The sequence below is a fragment of the Xylophilus sp. ASV27 genome (genome assembly GCF_016428875.1).
Taxonomy (GTDB): domain Bacteria; phylum Pseudomonadota; class Gammaproteobacteria; order Burkholderiales; family Burkholderiaceae_C; genus Xylophilus.
In genome coordinates this window covers 73,086-89,751 of record NZ_JAELTO010000003.1, presented here as the reverse complement: position 1 = coordinate 89,751, position 16,666 = coordinate 73,086, and the positions used below count along the sequence as shown (strand labels likewise).

The window sequence follows — 16,666 nt, the reverse complement described above, 5'->3', positions numbered from 1 at the left end:
CCATGACTGATTCATCCCCCCGCGAACTCTTCGAACACAACCGCGCCTGGGCCGCGCAGATGGAGCGCGAGCGCCCCGGCTTCTTCACCGGCCTGGTGAAGCAGCAGACGCCCAAGTACATGTGGATCGGCTGCTCCGACAGCCGCGTGCCGGCCAACCAGATCACCGGGCTGGAGCCCGGCGAGGTGTTCGTGCACCGCAACGTCGCCAACATCGTGGTGCATTCGGACCTGAATGCGCTGTCGGCGATCCAGTTCGCGGTGGACCGGCTCAAGGTCGAGCACATCATGGTGGTCGGCCACTACGGCTGCTCGGGCGTGCAGGCGGCGCTGGAGGGCGCGCGCATCGGCCTGGCCGACCAGTGGCTGCGCCACATCCAGAGCACGCGCGACCGGCACCACACCCTGATCGACGGCATGCCCGAGAGCGCGCGCGCCGATACGCTGTGCGAGCTCAACGTGATCGAGCAGGTGGTCAACGTCTGCGTCAGCACCGTCATGCTCGATGCCTGGGCGCGCGGCCAGAAGGTCACCCTGCACGGCTGGGCCTTCGGCGTGCACGACGGCCTGCTGCAGGACCTGGGCATGACCGTCTCGGGCAGCGATTCGCTCGACGCCATCTACCTGTCCGCGCTGGAGCGCATCGCGGTGAAGCGGCGCGGCGGCTGACGGCTCTCGCATCCATGTTCCCGCAGCGCCTCGATTCGCCGCTGGCCTACGACGTCGCGCGGGCCATGATGGAGGGCTTCGACCGCCACTACCGCCTGTTCCGCAGCGAGTCGGCGCGCGCCAAGCACCGCTTCGAGACCGCCGACTGGCACGGCCAGCAGCGCGCGCAGCGCGAGCGCATCGAGTTCTACGACCTGCGCGTGAAGGAGGCCGTGACGCGGCTGGAGCGCGAGTTCCGCGCCGGCGAGCAGTCCATGGACGTCTGGCACCAGGTCAAGCTGCATTACATCGGCCTGCTGGTGGGCCACCTGCAGCCGGAGCTGGCCGAGACCTTTTTCAACTCGGTCACCACCAAGATCCTGCACCGCACGCACTTCCACAACAGCTTCATCTTCGTGCGCCCGGCCGTCAGCACCGAGTACCTCGAAGACGACGCGGCGGCGGCAAGGCCTACCTACCGCGCCTACTATCCGACGCGCGAGACGCTGGCGGCCACGCTGGTGCGCATCGTGGAGGACTTCCAGCTGCTGCCGCCGTTCGAAGACCTGCAGCGCGACGTGCACGACGTGGCCGCGGCCATGGCGCAGCGCCTGGAGGGCATCACGCTGCGGGCCAATTTCCAGATCCAGGTGCTGTCCGGGCTGTTCTACCGCAACAAGGGCGCCTATCTGGTCGGCAAGCTGATCAACGGCTTCTTCGAGCTGCCCTTCGCGCTGCCGATCCTGCATGCGTCCGACGAGCAGGCCGGCCCGCTGCTGATCGACGCGGTGCTGTTCGGCGAGGACGAGCTGCAGATGCTGTTCTCCTTCGCGCGGGCTTATTTCATGGTCGACATGGACGTGCCTTCGGCCACGGTGCAGTTCCTGCGCTCGATGATGCCGCGCAAGCCGCGCGCCGAGCTGTACAACGCGCTGGGCCTGGCCAAGCAGGGCAAGACGCTGTTCTACCGCGAGTTCCTGCACCACCTGCGCCACTCCAGCGACCGCTTCCGCATCGCGCCCGGCATCAAGGGCATGGTGATGCTGGTGTTCGACCTGCCGTCCTTCCCCTACGTCTTCAAGCTGATCAAGGACTACTACCCGCCGCCCAAGGACACCACGCGCGAGCAGATCAAGGCCAAGTACCTGCTGGTCAAGCAGCACGACCGCGTCGGCCGCATGGCCGACACGCTGGAGTACAGCGAGGTCGCGTTCCCGCGCGAGCGCTTCGAGGACGAGCTGATCGCCGAGATCGAGCGCTTCGCGCCCAGCCAGCTCGAGATCTCCGACCGCGACCAGGACGGCCAGATCGAGGTCATCCTCAAGCACCTGTACATCGAGCGGCGCATGATCCCGCTCAACCTCTACCTGCAGGAGGCCTTCGACGCCGGATTGCAGCACGAGGCCGCGCGCGCGCAGATGGAGGCCAGCGTCATCGAGTACGGCAACGCCATCAAGGACCTGGTGGCCGCCAACATCTTCCCCGGCGACATGCTGTGGAAAAACTTCGGCGTCGCCCGCCACGGCAAGGTGGTGTTCTACGACTACGACGAGATCGAGTACGTCACCGACTGCAACTTCCGCCGCGTGCCGGCCCCGCGCAACGAAGAGGACGAGATGAGCGGCGAGATCTGGTACCCCGTCGGCCCGCGCGACGTGTTCCCCGAGACCTTCGCGCCCTTCCTGCTCGGCCACGACGCGGTGCGCGACGTGTTCATGCGCCACCATGCCGACCTGCTGGACGTCGCGTTCTGGCAGCAGCACAAGGAGCGCATCCTGGCCGGCCACGTCTACGACGTCTTTCCCTACGAGCAGGACAAGCGCTTCTCCCACCAGCGCAAGCTGCACCACTAGTTTTTTCATTGCAACAGGAGACTCTTTCCATGACCGATCCCATCGTCATCGTCGGCGCCGCGCGTACCCCCATGGGGGGCTTCCAGGGCGACTTCTCCAGCCTCGCGGCGCACGACCTGGGCGGCGCCGCCATCCGCGCCGCCATGGAGCGATCGGGTGTCGCGCCCGAGGCCGTGGGCGAGGTGCTGTTCGGCAACTGCCTCATGGCCGGCCAGGGCCAGGCGCCGGCACGGCAGGCGGCCTTCAAGGGCGGGCTGCCTCAGAGCGCGGGCGCGGTCACGCTGAGCAAGATGTGCGGCTCGGGCATGAAGGCCGCCATGTTCGCCCACGACATGCTGCTGGCCGGCACGCACGAGGTGATCGTGGCCGGCGGCATGGAGAGCATGACCAACGCGCCGCACCTGCTGCCCAAGGGGCGCAGCGGCATCCGCATCGGCCATGGCCAGATCTTCGACCACATGATGCTCGACGGACTGGAAGACGCCTACGAGCCCGGCCGCGCCATGGGCACCTTCGGCGAGGACTGCGCGGCCCACTACCGCTTCAGCCGCGAGGCGCAGGACGCCTTCGCCATCGAGAGCGTGCGCCGCGCGCAGCAGGCCACCACCTCGGGCGCCTTCGCCGCCGAGATCACGCCGGTCACGGTCAAGACCCGCGCCGGCGAAGTGCAGGTATCCATCGACGAAGGCCCGGGCAAAATCAAGCTCGACAAGATCCCGCAGTTGAAGCCTGCCTTCAAGAAGGACGGCACCATCACCGCAGCCTCCAGTTCGTCCATCAACGACGGCGCCGCCGCGCTGGTGATGATGCGCGCCTCCACAGCCGCGCGGCTCGGCGCCCGGCCGCTGGCGCGCGTCGTCGCGCACGCCATGCATGCGCAGGCACCCGAATGGTTCACCACCGCGCCGGTCGGCGCGACCGAGAAGGCGTTGCTCAAGGCCGGCTGGAGCGCCTCGGACGTGGACCTGTGGGAGGTCAACGAAGCCTTCGCCGTGGTGCCCATGGCGCTGATGCAGGAGCTGAAGGTTCCGCACGAGATCGTCAACGTCAACGGCGGCGCCTGCGCGCTCGGACACCCGATCGGCGCCAGCGGCGCGCGCATCCTGGTCACCCTGCTGCACGCGCTGCAGGCGCGCTGCGGCCGGCGCGGCGTCGCCACGCTGTGCATCGGCGGCGGCGAGGCCACGGCCATGGCCATCGAATTGCTATGAAAAATATAGCTATCAGCCCAGGTACTGCCTGGGCTGCAGGCACTTTTTTCCTGAAATCCGAGGCATGATGGGCACGGTCCTCGTCCTGGGCGCCTCGCGCGGCATCGGGCTGGAGCTGGCGCACCAGTACCTGGCCCGGGGCGCGCGCGTGATCGCCACCGCGCGCGACGATGCCGGCCTGCAGCGGCTGCGCGCCCAGGGCGCCCAGGCCCTGCGTGTCGACCTGGCCCAGCCCGGCAGCGTCAGCGGCCTGGCCTGGCAGCTCGATGGCGTCAAGCTCGACGTCGCGCTCTACGTGGCCGGCCTGTGGGACGCCGACGGCGCCGCCACTCCGCCGACGCAGGCCCGTTTCGACCAGCTCATGCACGCCAACGTGCTCGGCGCCATGCAGGCGCTGCCCCAGGTGGCGCCCATGGTGGAGGAGACGGGCGGAGTGTTCGGCTTCCTCTCCAGCGCGATGTCGCTGATCAGCGAGGCCGGCAGCGACGCCTGGCTGTACCGCGTGAGCAAGGCGGCGCTGAACATGGCGGTGGCGGCCGCGCAGCCGGTGTGGCCGCGCGCCACCCTGGTGACGCTCGACCCGGGCTGGACGCAGACCGACATGGGCGGCGCCGCCGCCCCGCTCACGGTGGAGCAGAGCGTGCAGGGCCTGGTGCGCACGCTGGGCACCGTCACGGCGGCCGACCGCGGGCGCCTGCTGCACCACGACGGACGCCGCGCCGAGCGCTGGTAATTCAATGGAGACAACCGAATGCTGCTGACCCCCGACCAGGAAGCCATCCGCGACGCGGTGCGCGACTTCGCCCAGAAAGAACTCTGGCCCCACGCCGCGCGCTGGGACCGCGAGCACCACTTCCCGCGCGAGGCGCACCAGGGCCTGGCCGCGCTCGGCGCCTATGGCATCTGCGTGCCGCAGGAGCAGGGCGGCGCCGGCCTGGACTATCTGAGCCTGGCGCTGGTGCTGGAGGAAATCGCTGCCGGCGACGGCGGCACCAGCACCGCCATCAGCGTCACCAACTGCCCGGTCAATGCCATCCTGCTGCGCTATGGCAGCCCGCAGCAGCAGCGCCAGTGGCTCGAGCCCCTGGCCCAGGGCCGCATGCTGGGCGCCTTCTGCCTGACCGAGCCGCAGGCCGGCAGCGACGCCTCGTCGCTGCGCACCACGGCGCGGCGCGAGGGCGAGCATTACGTGCTCGACGGCAGCAAGCAGTTCATCACCAGCGGCAAGAACGGCCAGGTCGCCATCGTCATCGCCGTGACCGACAAGGCCGCCGGCAAGCGCGGCATGAGCGCCTTCCTGGTGCCCACCGATGCGCCGGGCTATGCCGTGGCGCGGCTGGAGGACAAGCTGGGCCAGCACAGCAGCGACACCGCGCTGGTGCAGCTCGACGGCTGCCGCATCCCTGTGGAGAACCGCATCGGCGCCGAAGGCGAAGGCTACAAGATCGCGCTGGGCGCGCTCGAAGGCGGACGCATCGGCATTGCCGCGCAGAGCATCGGCATGGCGCGCAGCGCCTTCGAGGTGGCGCTGCAATACGCCAAGGAGCGCCAGGCCTTCGGCGGCGCCATCTTCGAGCAGCAGGCCGTGGGCTTCCGGCTGGCCGACTGCGCCACGCAGATCGAGGCCGCGCGCCAGCTGGTCTGGCATGCGGCGGCCCTGCGCGACGCCGGCCGGCCCTGCCTGAAGGAGGCCGCCATGGCCAAGCTGTTCGCCAGCGAGATGGCCGAGCGCGTCTGCAGCGCGGCCATCCAGACGCTGGGCGGCTACGGCTACGTGAACGACTTCCCGGTCGAGCGCATCTACCGCGACGTGCGCGTGTGCCAGATCTACGAGGGCACCTCGGACATCCAGCGGCTGCTGATCCAGCGCGCCCTGGCATGAGGGCCGGCGGCGGCTGATACGCGTCACCGCGCCACGCGGCTCCGGGCGGCCGCTCGTGCAAGGCCCGGCCGGCGCGCCTCCTACCGGCGGCGCTTCTTCGGCGCGCTGGGAGTCTCCCAGTCTGCCTGCAGGAAGGTGCGGGCAACGCTCCAGCCGCTCTTGTGGTGCTGGCGCAGGATTTCCCGCAGCAGGGGGCCGGCGCGCTGGCGCACTGCGTCTAGGATGGCGGCGTGCTCGTGCACCGCGCGCTGCCAGCGCTCGGTCTGCCGGTTGCCGGCGTAGCGGTAGCGCCGTATGCGGGCTGACTCGGCCGCGTAGATGCGCGACAGCACCGGGTTGCCCGCGGCGTCCACGATGGCCTGGTGGATCGCCTGGTTGCAGCGGAAATACTCCATCAGATCGCCGGCGGCGTGCGCCTGCTCCATCGCCTGGTGCAACTCCTCGATGGCGGCGACCTGGGCCTCCTGGATGTGCTGACAGGCCGGCTCCGCGGCCAGGGCTTCGAGCCCGATCAGCACCTCGATGGCGGCCGCCACTTCCTCCACGGACATGGTGGTGACCACCGCGCCGCGGTTGGGCTCGATGGTGACCAGGCCTTCGGCCTCCAGGATCTTGAAGGCCTCGCGCAGGGGCGTGCGTGAAACGCCTTCCAGTTGCTCGGCGACCAGGCGCTCGGTGATGCGCTGGCCGGGCGCCAAGCCGCCCGAGACGATCAGTTCCCGCAGGCGCCGGGCCGCCAGGAGGCTGCGTTGCCCGCGTTCTTCCGTATAGGGCGGCGGGGTGGAGCTAGTCTGCATTGAATGCAATCTGTCGATGTTTTTGTGTATTCAAGGGAATACCCGGGTTTATTTGGTAATTTTGCATGCAATCATGTGCGCAAACTGCTTTTGCATAGCCCGCAACTGCAGCTCCCCACGCGCTTCCATCCGACTACCAGCATGAATTTTGAATTGTTATTCGCCGCGCAGGCCGACACACCCGTGCGCTATGCCTTGACCGGCGCCAAGGGGGGCTTTGCCCGCACGCTGCTGGCGCAGACGCGGCGCATGCCCCGGCTGGTGCCGGCCGTGCTGTGCGACCTGGACCTGCCGGGCCTGCGGGCCCTGTGCCTTGAGCTGGGTTTCGATCCGGCGCGCCTGGTCGACTGCGCGGACGCCGCGGCGGTCGCCGCAGCGCCCGCCGATGCCATCGTGCTGGTGGCCGACGTCGGTGTGGTCGACCACCAGCGCTACGACATCCTGGTGGAGGCGACCGGCCATCCGTCCACCGGCTTTCGCATTGCATGCAATGCGATCGACGCGGGCCGCCATGTGGCCATGGTGAGCAAGGAGGTCGATGCAGTGACCGGCATCGCGCTGTCGCGCCGCGCCGCAGCCCGGGGCGTGGTCTACACCACCGCGGACGGCGACCAGCCGGCCAACCTGATCGGCTGGGTCAGCTGGGCGCGCACGCTCAACCTCGAGATCGTGGCCGCGGGCAAGTCCAGTGAATACGACCTGGTCTTCGACCCTGCCACCGGCACCATCACCCAGTTCGACCAGACCTTCGCGGCCCCCGGCATGGGCGAGCTGCTGACGCTGGGTGCCGATGTGCCCGCCACGCTGGCCAGGCGCCGTGCCGCGCTCGGAGGCCGCAAGACCTCTGCCACGGCCGACTACTGCGAGATGGCGGTGGTGGCGACCAACACCGGCCTGGTGCCCGACGTGGAACTGCTGCACTACCCCATCGCCCGCACGGCTGAACTGGCCGATGTCTACGCCCTGAAGGAAGACGGCGGACTGCTGGGTCGTAACGGTGCCATCGAGGTGTTCAACATGCTGCGAACGCCGGACGAGGCCAGCTTTGCCGGCGGCGTGTTCGTGGTGGTGAAGACCTTCGACACGGTCACCTGGGAACTGCTGCGCCAGAAGGGCCACGTGGTGAGCCGCGACGGCCGATATGCGTGCATGTTCCTGCCCTACCACTTCATGGGCATCGAGACGCCGATTAGCCTGCTCAATGCCGTGCTGCACGGCCGTGCCTCGGGCAGCGCCCGGCCCACGCAGTGCGCCGTCCTGGGAGGGCGCGCCACCGTCGACATTCCTGCAGGCACGGTGCTGACGATGGGCGGGCACCACCACGACGTGACCGGCGTGCAGGCCGTGCTGCTCCCGCGCGAGAGCGCTCCGGCCGACGTGGCACCGCTCTACCTGGCAGCCCACGCCCGTACCGCACGCGACGTGCGGGCGGGTGAGTTGCTCGTACTCGGCGACATCACGGGCGACGACCCGGCCTTGCGCGCTGCCTGGCTGGACGGTTTGCAATAACCCCCACAGCGATTTCCAGAAAAGAGACTCTCCATGCACAAGATCCGCACGCTCGCGCTGCTCGCGCTGGCGTCCCTGCCGCTGGCCGCGCCGGCCGAAGACGGCTGGCCCAGCAAGCCCATCACCCTGGTGGTGACCTACCCCGCAGGCGGCGCGGCCGACATGCTGGCCCGGCTCGTCGCACCGAAGATGGCGGCCACGCTCGGCCAGTCGGTCGTCGTCGAGAACAAGCCCGGCGGCGCGGGCCAGATCGGCGCCGCGTATGTGGCGCGCAGCAGGCCCGACGGCTATACCGTCATGGTCGACGGCGGCGGCTACGCCATCAACCCGGTGCTGTTCCCCAAGCTGCCCTACGACACCGCCAAGGCCTTTGCGCCCATCGGCATCCTGGGCGTGTTTCCGCTGGTGCTGGTCACCTCGCCCGACTACAGCGCCAGGTCGGTGGCCGAACTGGTCAGCATGTCCAAGGCGCAGCCGGGCTCGGTGTCGTATGCGTCGCCCGGCACCGGCTCCACCCAGCATCTGGCCACCGAGCAGTTCCTGCAGCAGGCCAGGATCAGGATGGTGCACGTGCCCTACAAGGGGGGCAGTCCGGCCATGGCCGACGTGATGGGCGGCCACGTGCCGGTGTACGTGGCCAACATCGGCTCGGGCCTGTCGAGCATCCAGGCCGGCAAGCTGCGTCCGCTGGCGGTGATGGCGGCCAGGCGTTCGCCCTCGTTGCCCGACGTGCCCACCATGGCGGAAGCCGGCATCGCCCAGGCCGAGGCGTACGAGTGGAACGGCATGTTCGTGCCCTCCGGCGTAGCCCCCGCCATCGCCGACAGGCTGGCAGATGCGCTGCGGCAGGCACTCGAGGCCCCCGACGTGCAGCAGAAGATCAAAAGCGCCGGCGGGGAAATCTACCCGGGTGGCCGTACCGAAATGGTGGACTTCATCAAGCAGCAGACGCAGCGCATGGGCAAGGTGGTGCGCGATGGGAACATCCGGCCGGAATGAGCGGATGACCGTGCCGGGCTCCCCCCGGCGCATGGGGTGCGCGGGGCTTGGGCGGCCGGCCGGAGACACGAATATCGTGAAGGCCGCGGGGATGTCGACTTTCCTCGTGGTTTCCAGGATGACATCCACGCGGCCCGAAAAAAACGGCCGTGGCATGGTGCCACGGCCGCAAGGCAGAGCTTTACGCTTTGCCAACCCTGAAGAAAAAAGCGGGATGGGGTGTGGGGCGGTTGTCAGTCCCCCACCTTGTCAGAGGGGAATTTGAGGAAGTCCTTGAGCAGGTAGCTCATCGGGACGCGCAGGTTGCGGCCTTGCGGCGGGATCGGGGATTCGAACCACTGGCGGTACGACTGCTGCAGGCGGCGTTCGTAGATCAGGCGCAGCATCTCGGCATCGACCAGTTTCTTGAAGGCCGGGTCGTCCTTGCGCAGCATGATGGCCAGCGGCTCGATGGACAGGAACTTGCCGACCACCTGCAGCGACTGCGGTTCGGGCGCCGAGGCGCGGAAGCTGTAGAGCAGGATGTCGTCCATCAGGTAGGCATCGACCTGCCGCGCCAGCAGCAGGTCGAAGCACTCCTTGTCGTCCTTGCACTCGTTGATCTTCAGGTCCAGACCCATCTCCGCGTTCTTGGTGCGGATGATGCCGACCGAGGTCGTGCCCCGGGTGGTGGCGATGCGCTTGCCGCGCATGTCCTCCAGGCGCTGCAGGCCGGCGTCGGTGTGCACGAGCATGCGCGTGCCGGCGATGTAGTGGGGAACGGTGAAGGCCACGCCGATCTGCTCGCGCCGTTCGCGCGTGTTGGTGGTGTTGGCGCACTCCAGGTCGACCCGGCCCTGGGTGACGGCGGGAAAGCGCGCCGTGTTGTCCACCGCCAGGTAGCGCACGGCCAGCGCCGGCAGCCTGAGTTCGTTGCGCACCGCCTCGGCGATGCTCTTGCACAGGTCGATGGCATAGCCGACCGGCTGCGTCTGGCCCGGCACGTCGTAGGAGAAGGGGGTGGCATCGGCGCGGTAGCCGATGACGATCTCGCGGCTGGCGCGGATCTTCTCCAGCGTGCTCTCGGCACGGACGTGGGCGCCCGCCAGCATGCCCGCTCCCAGGCCGGCCAGCAGCAGGGCCTGCAGCGCGCGCCTCATCCCGTCGCCTCCGTGATGCGAAAGCGTGTGACCACCGCCGCCAGCATGCGCGCCTGGGACTGCAGCGACTCGGCCGAGGCCGCTCCCTGCTCGACCAGGGCGGAGTTCTGCTGCGTCATGCCCTCGAGTTCGACCATGGCGGTGTTGAGCTCGGCAATGCCGGCATGCTGCAGGTTCGAAAACGCGCTGATCTCGTCGATGATGTCCTTCACGCGGTGGAAGCTGGAGACGATGGTCTGCATCTGGGCGCCGGTGTCCTGCACCAGTTGCGAGCCCGAGGCGATGCGCTGCGCGGAGGCGCCGATCAAGGCCTTGATCTCCTTGGCCGCGTTGGCCGCGTGCTGCGCCAGGCTGCGCACCTCGCCCGCGACCACGGCGAAGCCACGGCCCTGCTCGCCGGCACGCGCGGCCTCGACCGCGGCGTTGAGGGCCAGGATGTTGGTCTGGAAGCTGATACCGTCGATGACGCCGATGATGTCGGCAATGCGCCGCGAGGAGGCGCTGATCTCGCCCATGGTGGCCACCACCTCGGCGACGGCGGCGCCGCCCTGGGCCGCCACCGCGGCCGCGTCCGAGGCCTGCTGGCTGGCGGTGCCGGCGGCGGCGACGGAGCGTTGCACGCTCTCGGTCAATCCGGCCACCGACTGCGCGGTGCGCTGCAGGTTGGCCGCCGTCTGCTCGGTGCGCTGCGACAGGTCGGCGTTGCCGGCCGCGACTTCGGTGCTGGCCAGTTCTATGCTCAGCGAGGTCTCGCGCATCTGGCCGACCAGGTCGCGCAGCGCGGCCTGCATGCGGGCCAGCGCCTGCATCAGGCGCGCCGTCTCGTCGCGGCCGCTGGTGTCGATGGCGCCCTCCAGGTCGCCACCGGCGATGCGGTCGGCCACGGCCACGGCCTGGTCCAGCGGGCCGCTCACGGAGCGCAGGGTCAGTAGCATCAGGGGCAGGAACAGCGCCAGGGTCAGCCCGACCAGCAGCAGCCGCGCGCCGGCCTCGAACCCGGCACTGCCGCGGATCTCCTCGCGTGCGCGCAGGGCGCGCGCCTGTTGCGCCTTCAGCACACCGGTCAGGCCGGCCTGCAGCGTGTCCAGGTCCTGGTCGGTGGCCTGGGCATAGGCCGAGGCCGCGCTGGCTTCCATCTTGGCGTCGCCAAGCTGGGTGGCAATGGGGTTGATCACCGACTCCACCGTCGTCAGCAGTTCGGACTGCCGTGCCATCAAGGCGGCGGACTCCGGGTCCTGCGGATCGGCGTCGCGGGCCATCGCCTGGCCGCCCTCGCGCAGGCGCGTGATCTCCTGCCGCCAGAGCGCGTGCACGCGCTCCACGTCGGACGGGTTGGAGACCGCGACCGCGATCATCTCGGCCTGGTAGCGCCGCAGGCTGGCCATGGATTCGCGCAGCACGGCAATCTGCTCGGTGCTGTGCTCCTGGCGGTCGAACAGGGCTGTGATGGTGGTGATCGAGTGGCGCGTGGTCCAGGTGCTCCAGGCCGCCAATACGAGCAGCGACAGGCCGACCAGACCCATCACCAGATAGAAGCGCGACCGCAGGGAGATGCGGCGTACCGAAAGCATGCGTATCTTCTTGGTGTATGTAGAAGCCGGGGCGGCGGAAACGGCGGCGCAGACCGCCGCCGGCCACCGACCCGTGGCCATGCCGAGATCAGAAGTTGTGCCGCATGCCCAAGGCGACCGAGCGGAAGTCGCCGCCATACAGGCGGGCAGAGCTGTCATTGATCTTGGTCAGGAAGGCATAGACCTTGGTGCGCTTGCTCAGGTTGTAGTTGTAGGCCAGCGTGAGCTGGCGCGCCGAGCTGTCGGACACCTGGCTGGACTTGCCGGCGGCGCCGAAGTTGATGTGGAACTCGCTCGCGTCCAGCACGTACTTGCCGACCAGCCGCACGTTGGTGCGGTTGCCGGTTTCGAGATAGGTGCTGTTGGCGAAAGCATTCTTGTCGCGCTGCACGTAGCCGCCGAAGGTGAACGGGCCGGCGGTGTAGAGGGCGCGCAGCGCGCCCTGGCTCCTGCTGATGCCGCGCGTGGTGCCGACGGCGTCGGTGTCGGCCTGCTCATAGCCGGCGCCGAGCATCAGGCCGCCGGTGGCGTAGTTCACGGCCAGGTCGTAGTTGCGCTTGAGGCCGGGCACGCCTTCCGGCAGGGAGACCGAGCCCTCGATGCTCAGGTCGGGCACGAACTGCGGCGCGCGGTAGGCGATCTTGTTCTGGTTGCGACCGACATAGGCATACAGCGCATCGGCCGAGGTGCCGGTGTCGTGGTTGTGCATGCTGACGAAGTCGGCCGTGGCGAAGTAGGCCTCGCTGAAGAAGCGGCCCAGACGCAGCGTGCCGGCGCCGCTGGACAGGAACACCTCGCTGCGGCGCGCGAAGAATTCCGGTGCGGTCTGGGTTCCGGTGTCGGCGTTGAACCCGCTTTCCAGGCCGAAACCGGCCTTGAGGCCGCCGCCCAGGTCTTCCGTGCCCTGGAAGCCGAAGCGAGAGGCGTTGTTCTGCAGGACCGAGCGCGAACTGCCGTTGGCGCGCTGGTTCTCGATGGTGGTGTTGACCCGGCCATAGAGGGTCACGCTGCTCTGCGCCATGGCGCTCGTTGCGGCGCCGAGGCAAGCCAGGGCCAGCAGACTGTGGGAGTAGGTTTTCTTCATTTGCATAGTCCTTGAGGTCGAGGGAATCAGTTGCTGATGCTGATCAGCGCACGACGGCAATCTGCTCGCGCTTGCCGCTGCGGAATGTGTAGAGCGTGAGGGCACCGTTCTTGATATCTCCCTTCTCGTCGAAGGCGATGTTGCCGGTCACGCCTTTGTAGTTGATCTTGGCCAGTGCTGGCAGGTATTTACCCGGATCGGCGGAGCCGGCCTGCACCATCGCGTCGGCCATCACCAACACGGCGTCGTAGACGTAGGGGGCGTAGAGCACTACGTCGATGTTGAACTTCTTCTTGAAGTCGACCCTGAACTTGTCCATGGCGGCCTTCTCCTCGCCTTCGACCCCGCCGGCCTCGGCGCATACCACCTGGTCGTCGGCCGCCGTGCCCGATGCCAGCTTGGGCAGTTCGGCGGTGCAGATGCCATCGCCGCCCATGAACTTGGCCGTGATGCCGAGCTGCTTCATCTGGCGCAGCATCGGGCCGCCGACGGCGTCCATGCCGCCGAAGAACACCACGTCGGGCTTCTTGGCCTTGATGGCGGTCAGGATGGCGGCGAAGTCGGTCGCCTTGTCGCTGGTGAACTGGCGATCCACGATGTTGGCTCCGCCGGCCTTGGCGCTCTTGGTGAACTCCTCGGCCACGCCCTGGCCGTAGGCGGTGCGGTCGTCGATGACGGCGATCGACTTGGCCTTGAGTTGCTGCACCGCGTAGCGGCCGAGCGTGCCGCCCAGATGCGTGTCGTCGGCCACCACCCGGAACGCGGTCTTGTAGCCCTGGCGCGTGTACTTGGGGTTGGTGGCAGAGGGCGAGATCTGCGGGATGCCGGCGTCGCTGTAGATCTTGGAGGCCGGAATCGTGGTGCCCGAGTTCAGGTGGCCGACCACCCCGTTGACCTTGGCGTCCACCAGCTTCTGAGCGGCGGCGGTGCCCTGCTTGGGGTCGCCCGCGTCGTCCTCGGCCAGCAGCTCGAATCGGGCCTTCTTGCCGCCGATGCTCACGCCCTTGGCGTTCAGTTCGTCAATGGCCATGCGCGCGCCCATCTCGTTGTCCTTGCCCAGATGGGCAATGGCGCCGCTGGTCGGCCCGACGTGGCCGATCTTGACGACCAGCTCCTGGGCTCCTGCGGTGCCGGCCACGCACAGGGCGGCCGCCATGATGACGTTCAGTCTGAGTTTCATGAAAAAAGTACTCCTCTAAGAGAAAAATAGGGCGATTCGCCCGCGGCCTTCAATGGGGGCCGCTTGGCGTGCGAACGTGCGGGTAAACGCCGCTCGCCCTCCCTCTGCAGAAATTCCCGCGTGACAGCTACTCCCCTAGATAGGCAGCCCGGACCCGCGGATCGGCCAGCAGGTCCTGTGCGTCCCCGCTGCTGCTGATCTCGCCCGACTCCATGACGTAGCCGCGGTCGGCCAGCGCCAGCGCGCGGCTGGCGTTCTGTTCCACCAGCAGCACCGTGGTGCCCTGGCGGTGGATGTCCGCTATGACCTCGAAGATCTTGTCCACCATCAGCGGCGCCAGTCCCATGGAGGGCTCGTCGAGCAACAGCACCTTGGGCCGCGACATCAGTGCGCGGCCCATGGCCAGCATCTGCTGCTCGCCGCCGCTCATGGTCCCGGCGAGCTGGTCGCGGCGCTCCTTGAGGCGCGGGAACAGCGCGAAGACGCGCTCGATGTCCGCCGCTATCGCCGCGTCGCGGCGCGTGAAAGCGCCCATCTGCAGGTTCTCGTGGATGGTCATGCGCGTGAAGGTGCCGCGGCCCTCGGGCACCATCACCAGCCCCTGGCGCACCAGGTCCCAGGTGCCGCAGCCGTTGATGGTCCGGCCGAACAGCGCTATGGAGCCCGCGCTCATCGGCTGCAGGCCGGTCAGGGCCTTGAGCGTGGTGGTCTTGCCGGCGCCGTTGGCGCCAATCAGGCTGACCAGTTCGCCCTCGCGCACCTCGAAGGAAATGCCCTTGACGGCGCGGATGCCGCCGTAGGCGACTTGCAGGTCTTCGACCTTGAGCAGGATGTCGGCCATGTCTGTCCTCAATGCACCTGGTGGCCGGCGCCGAGATAGGCCTCGATCACCTTGTCGTTTCTCTGCACCTCGGCCGGCGTGCCTTCGGCAATCTGCCGGCCGTAGTCGAGCACGGTCACGCGGTCGCACAGGCCCATGACCAGCTTCACGTCATGCTCGATCAGCAGGATGGTGCGGCCGTCGGCGCGGATGCGCTCGATCAGGCCGCGCAGCACCACCTTCTCGGTGGCGTTCATGCCGGCGGCGGGCTCGTCCAGCGCGATCAGCTTGGGATCGGTGGCGAGCGCGCGTGCGATCTCCAGCCGGCGCTGGTCGCCGTAGCTCAGCGTGCGGGCGCGGTGCTGCGCGTAGTGCGCTATGCCCACGTACTCGAGCAGGTCGTGCGCGCGCTGGGTGATCGCTTCTTCCTCGGCACGGAAAGCGCGCCCGCGCAGCAGCGCGCCGACCAGGCCCGAAGAGGTGCGCACGTGGCGCCCGACCATCACGTTCTCCAGCGCCGTCATGTCGCCGAACAGGCGTATGTTCTGGAAGGTGCGGGCGATGCCGGCACGTGCCACCTCGTGCACCGCGGAGGGCTTGTAGGCCTTGCCGCAAAGGTCGAAGCGGCCCGCGTCCGGCACGTAGAGGCCGGTGAGCACGTTGAAGAAGGTAGTCTTGCCCGCGCCGTTCGGGCCGATCAGCCCGTAGACCTGGCCGGGCTGGATGGCAATGCCCACGTCGCTGAGCGCCTGCAGCCCGCCGAAGCGCTTGCTGACGCCGGACACCTGGAGCACGGGAGTGGTCACGGCACTCATCGGGCGGCCTCCCCGAGGCTCGGCACCTCGGCCGTCGGCGCATGGGGCCGGGAGAAGCTGCCCTTGGGCAGGTTCTGCGGGCGCGGCGCCGCCTTGCCGTGCTCGGGCGTCGGCCACAGACCGCGCGGGCGTACCAGCATGATGCAGATCATGGCCAGCGCAATCATCAACTGGCGCAGGATGGCGGCGTCGAGCCGCCCGTCGGTCATGGCCTGCAGCGGCCCGGCGACGTAGCGCAGCACCTCCGGCAGGCCGGCGAGCAGCAGCGCGCCGAGCACCACGCCCGGCAGATGGCCCAGGCCGCCCAGCACCACCATCGCCACGATCATCACCGACTCGGTCAGGCTGAAGGACTCGGGCGACACGAAGCCCTGGAAGGACGCGAACATGGCGCCGGCCACACCGCCGAAGGACGCTCCCATGGCGAAGGCCAGCAGCTTCATGTTGCGGGTGTTGACCCCCATCGCCTTGGCGGCGATCTCGTCCTCGCGGATCGCCATCCATGCACGGCCGATGCGCGAGTCCTGCAGGCGGTAGCAGACCACGATGCCCAGCAGCACCAGCGCCAGGAAGGCCCAGTAGTGCAGCGTGACCTGGTGCACCTGCATCCCCAGCAGGTCGAGCGGCTTGCCCAGGCTCACGCCGGCGATCTCGGCCGCATCGATGCGGTCGATGCCGCGCGGACCGTTGGTGATGTTCACCGGGTATTCCAGGTTGTTCATGAACACCCGGATGATTTCGCCGAAGCCCAGTGTCACGATGGCCAGGTAGTCGCCGCGCAGCTTGAGCACCGGCGTTCCCAGCAGCACGCCGGCCAGCGCCGCCACCAGCGCCGCCAGCGGAACCAGGAGCCACACCGGCGTGTGCAGCCCGTTCGGGAAGAGCGCGGCGATGGTCTCGAAGTGCTCGCTCAGGTGCGGGGAGTTCAGCAGCGCGTAGAGATAGGCGCCCACGGCGTAGAAGGCGACGAAGCCCAGATCGAGCAGACCGGCGTAGCCAACCACGATGTTCAGGCCCAGCGCCAGCAGCACGTACAGCAGCGCCAGCGCCATGATGCGCACCCAGCCGGCGCCCAGGGGTTGCGTGAGCAGGGGCAGCACGATCAGGCCCGCGATCAGGGCCCAGACGAAGGCCTTGTGTTGGAACAGTTTTTCCATGG

General features: G+C 68.5%; 15 protein-coding genes. 7 read left to right on the top strand and 8 right to left on the bottom strand.

From position 1 onward, the window contains the following. Positions 1 to 2: 2 nt before the first annotated feature. The 5 genes from can to JHD63_RS01535 all read left to right on the top strand — a co-directional run bounded on the left by can (position 3) and on the right by JHD63_RS01535 (position 5,593). Positions 3 to 668: a carbonate dehydratase gene (gene can, locus JHD63_RS01555; RefSeq protein WP_198968901.1), complete on the top strand. Its 666-nt coding sequence runs from the start codon at positions 3 to 5 to the stop codon at positions 666 to 668. 14 nt (positions 669 to 682) lie between these two features. Then, on the top strand, positions 683 to 2,500 hold the full coding sequence (gene aceK, locus JHD63_RS01550) for a bifunctional isocitrate dehydrogenase kinase/phosphatase (protein WP_198968900.1): 1,818 nt from the start codon (positions 683 to 685) through the stop codon (positions 2,498 to 2,500). A gap of 29 nt (positions 2,501 to 2,529) precedes the next feature. After that, a complete protein-coding gene (locus JHD63_RS01545) occupies positions 2,530 to 3,711 on the top strand; it encodes an acetyl-CoA C-acyltransferase (protein WP_198968899.1) in 1,182 nt (393 codons plus the stop codon). 67 nt (positions 3,712 to 3,778) lie between these two features. Next, the gene (locus tag JHD63_RS01540; RefSeq protein WP_198968898.1) at positions 3,779 to 4,444 is read left to right on the top strand and encodes an SDR family oxidoreductase; all 666 of its coding nucleotides are present in this window, start codon (positions 3,779 to 3,781) and stop codon (positions 4,442 to 4,444) included. An 18-nt stretch (positions 4,445 to 4,462) separates the two neighbouring features. Continuing rightward, complete coding sequence (locus tag JHD63_RS01535) at positions 4,463 to 5,593, top strand: acyl-CoA dehydrogenase family protein (RefSeq protein WP_198968897.1); 1,131 nt, start codon at positions 4,463 to 4,465, stop codon at positions 5,591 to 5,593. An 80-nt stretch (positions 5,594 to 5,673) separates the two neighbouring features. On the opposite strand, the gene JHD63_RS01530 is transcribed toward JHD63_RS01535, so the two are convergent. Next, positions 5,674 to 6,390 (bottom strand): GntR family transcriptional regulator, encoded by a 717-nt coding sequence (locus JHD63_RS01530; protein WP_198968896.1) that lies wholly within the window; start codon positions 6,388 to 6,390, stop codon positions 5,674 to 5,676. Between the two features lie 141 nt (positions 6,391 to 6,531). Between JHD63_RS01530 and JHD63_RS01525 the strand changes: the two genes are divergently transcribed. Next, positions 6,532 to 7,899, top strand: coding sequence for a homoserine dehydrogenase (locus tag JHD63_RS01525; protein ID WP_198968895.1), 1,368 nt, complete (start codon positions 6,532 to 6,534; stop codon positions 7,897 to 7,899). Positions 7,900 to 7,932: 33 nt separating this feature from the next. Next, a complete protein-coding gene (locus tag JHD63_RS01520; protein WP_198968894.1) occupies positions 7,933 to 8,898 on the top strand; it encodes a tripartite tricarboxylate transporter substrate binding protein in 966 nt (321 codons plus the stop codon). Between the two features lie 233 nt (positions 8,899 to 9,131). On the opposite strand, the gene JHD63_RS01515 is transcribed toward JHD63_RS01520, so the two are convergent. The 7 genes from JHD63_RS01515 to JHD63_RS01485 form a co-directional block, all read right to left on the bottom strand. Then, positions 9,132 to 10,037, bottom strand: coding sequence for an amino acid ABC transporter substrate-binding protein (locus JHD63_RS01515; protein ID WP_198968893.1), 906 nt, complete (start codon positions 10,035 to 10,037; stop codon positions 9,132 to 9,134). Continuing rightward, complete coding sequence (locus JHD63_RS01510) at positions 10,034 to 11,608, bottom strand: methyl-accepting chemotaxis protein (RefSeq protein WP_198968892.1); 1,575 nt, start codon at positions 11,606 to 11,608, stop codon at positions 10,034 to 10,036. Before JHD63_RS01510 ends, JHD63_RS01515 begins: the two co-directional genes overlap by 4 nt. Before the next feature lie 88 nt (positions 11,609 to 11,696). Next, positions 11,697 to 12,692, bottom strand: a complete 996-nt coding sequence (locus tag JHD63_RS01505) for a porin (RefSeq protein ID WP_198968891.1) — start codon at positions 12,690 to 12,692, stop codon at positions 11,697 to 11,699. A 43-nt stretch (positions 12,693 to 12,735) separates the two neighbouring features. Continuing rightward, positions 12,736 to 13,872 (bottom strand): branched-chain amino acid ABC transporter substrate-binding protein, encoded by a 1,137-nt coding sequence (locus tag JHD63_RS01500; RefSeq protein WP_198968890.1) that lies wholly within the window; start codon positions 13,870 to 13,872, stop codon positions 12,736 to 12,738. 127 nt (positions 13,873 to 13,999) lie between these two features. Then, the gene (locus JHD63_RS01495; RefSeq protein WP_198968889.1) at positions 14,000 to 14,713 is read right to left on the bottom strand and encodes an ABC transporter ATP-binding protein; all 714 of its coding nucleotides are present in this window, start codon (positions 14,711 to 14,713) and stop codon (positions 14,000 to 14,002) included. A gap of 8 nt (positions 14,714 to 14,721) precedes the next feature. Beyond that, positions 14,722 to 15,507: an ABC transporter ATP-binding protein gene (locus JHD63_RS01490; RefSeq protein ID WP_198968888.1), complete on the bottom strand. Its 786-nt coding sequence runs from the start codon at positions 15,505 to 15,507 to the stop codon at positions 14,722 to 14,724. Further along, the gene (locus JHD63_RS01485; protein WP_198968887.1) at positions 15,504 to 16,664 is read right to left on the bottom strand and encodes an ABC transporter permease subunit; all 1,161 of its coding nucleotides are present in this window, start codon (positions 16,662 to 16,664) and stop codon (positions 15,504 to 15,506) included. Before JHD63_RS01485 ends, JHD63_RS01490 begins: the two co-directional genes overlap by 4 nt. Between the last annotated feature and the right edge of the window lie 2 nt (positions 16,665 to 16,666).

Excerpts from the sequence above, each read along its gene's own strand:
- can (WP_198968901.1), top strand. The coding sequence starts at position 3 with ATGACTGATTCATCCCCCCGCGAACTCTTCGAACACAACCGCGCCTGG.
- aceK (WP_198968900.1), top strand. The coding sequence starts at position 683 with ATGTTCCCGCAGCGCCTCGATTCGCCGCTGGCCTACGACGTCGCGCGG.
- JHD63_RS01545 (WP_198968899.1), top strand. The coding sequence starts at position 2,530 with ATGACCGATCCCATCGTCATCGTCGGCGCCGCGCGTACCCCCATGGGG.
- JHD63_RS01540 (WP_198968898.1), top strand. The coding sequence starts at position 3,779 with ATGGGCACGGTCCTCGTCCTGGGCGCCTCGCGCGGCATCGGGCTGGAG.
- JHD63_RS01535 (WP_198968897.1), top strand. The coding sequence starts at position 4,463 with ATGCTGCTGACCCCCGACCAGGAAGCCATCCGCGACGCGGTGCGCGAC.
- JHD63_RS01530 (WP_198968896.1), bottom strand. The coding sequence starts at position 6,390 with ATGCAGACTAGCTCCACCCCGCCGCCCTATACGGAAGAACGCGGGCAA.
- JHD63_RS01525 (WP_198968895.1), top strand. The coding sequence starts at position 6,532 with ATGAATTTTGAATTGTTATTCGCCGCGCAGGCCGACACACCCGTGCGC.
- JHD63_RS01520 (WP_198968894.1), top strand. The coding sequence starts at position 7,933 with ATGCACAAGATCCGCACGCTCGCGCTGCTCGCGCTGGCGTCCCTGCCG.
- JHD63_RS01515 (WP_198968893.1), bottom strand. The coding sequence starts at position 10,037 with ATGAGGCGCGCGCTGCAGGCCCTGCTGCTGGCCGGCCTGGGAGCGGGC.
- JHD63_RS01510 (WP_198968892.1), bottom strand. The coding sequence starts at position 11,608 with ATGCTTTCGGTACGCCGCATCTCCCTGCGGTCGCGCTTCTATCTGGTG.
- JHD63_RS01505 (WP_198968891.1), bottom strand. The coding sequence starts at position 12,692 with ATGAAGAAAACCTACTCCCACAGTCTGCTGGCCCTGGCTTGCCTCGGC.
- JHD63_RS01500 (WP_198968890.1), bottom strand. The coding sequence starts at position 13,872 with ATGAAACTCAGACTGAACGTCATCATGGCGGCCGCCCTGTGCGTGGCC.
- JHD63_RS01495 (WP_198968889.1), bottom strand. The coding sequence starts at position 14,713 with ATGGCCGACATCCTGCTCAAGGTCGAAGACCTGCAAGTCGCCTACGGC.
- JHD63_RS01490 (WP_198968888.1), bottom strand. The coding sequence starts at position 15,507 with ATGAGTGCCGTGACCACTCCCGTGCTCCAGGTGTCCGGCGTCAGCAAG.
- JHD63_RS01485 (WP_198968887.1), bottom strand. The coding sequence starts at position 16,664 with ATGGAAAAACTGTTCCAACACAAGGCCTTCGTCTGGGCCCTGATCGCG.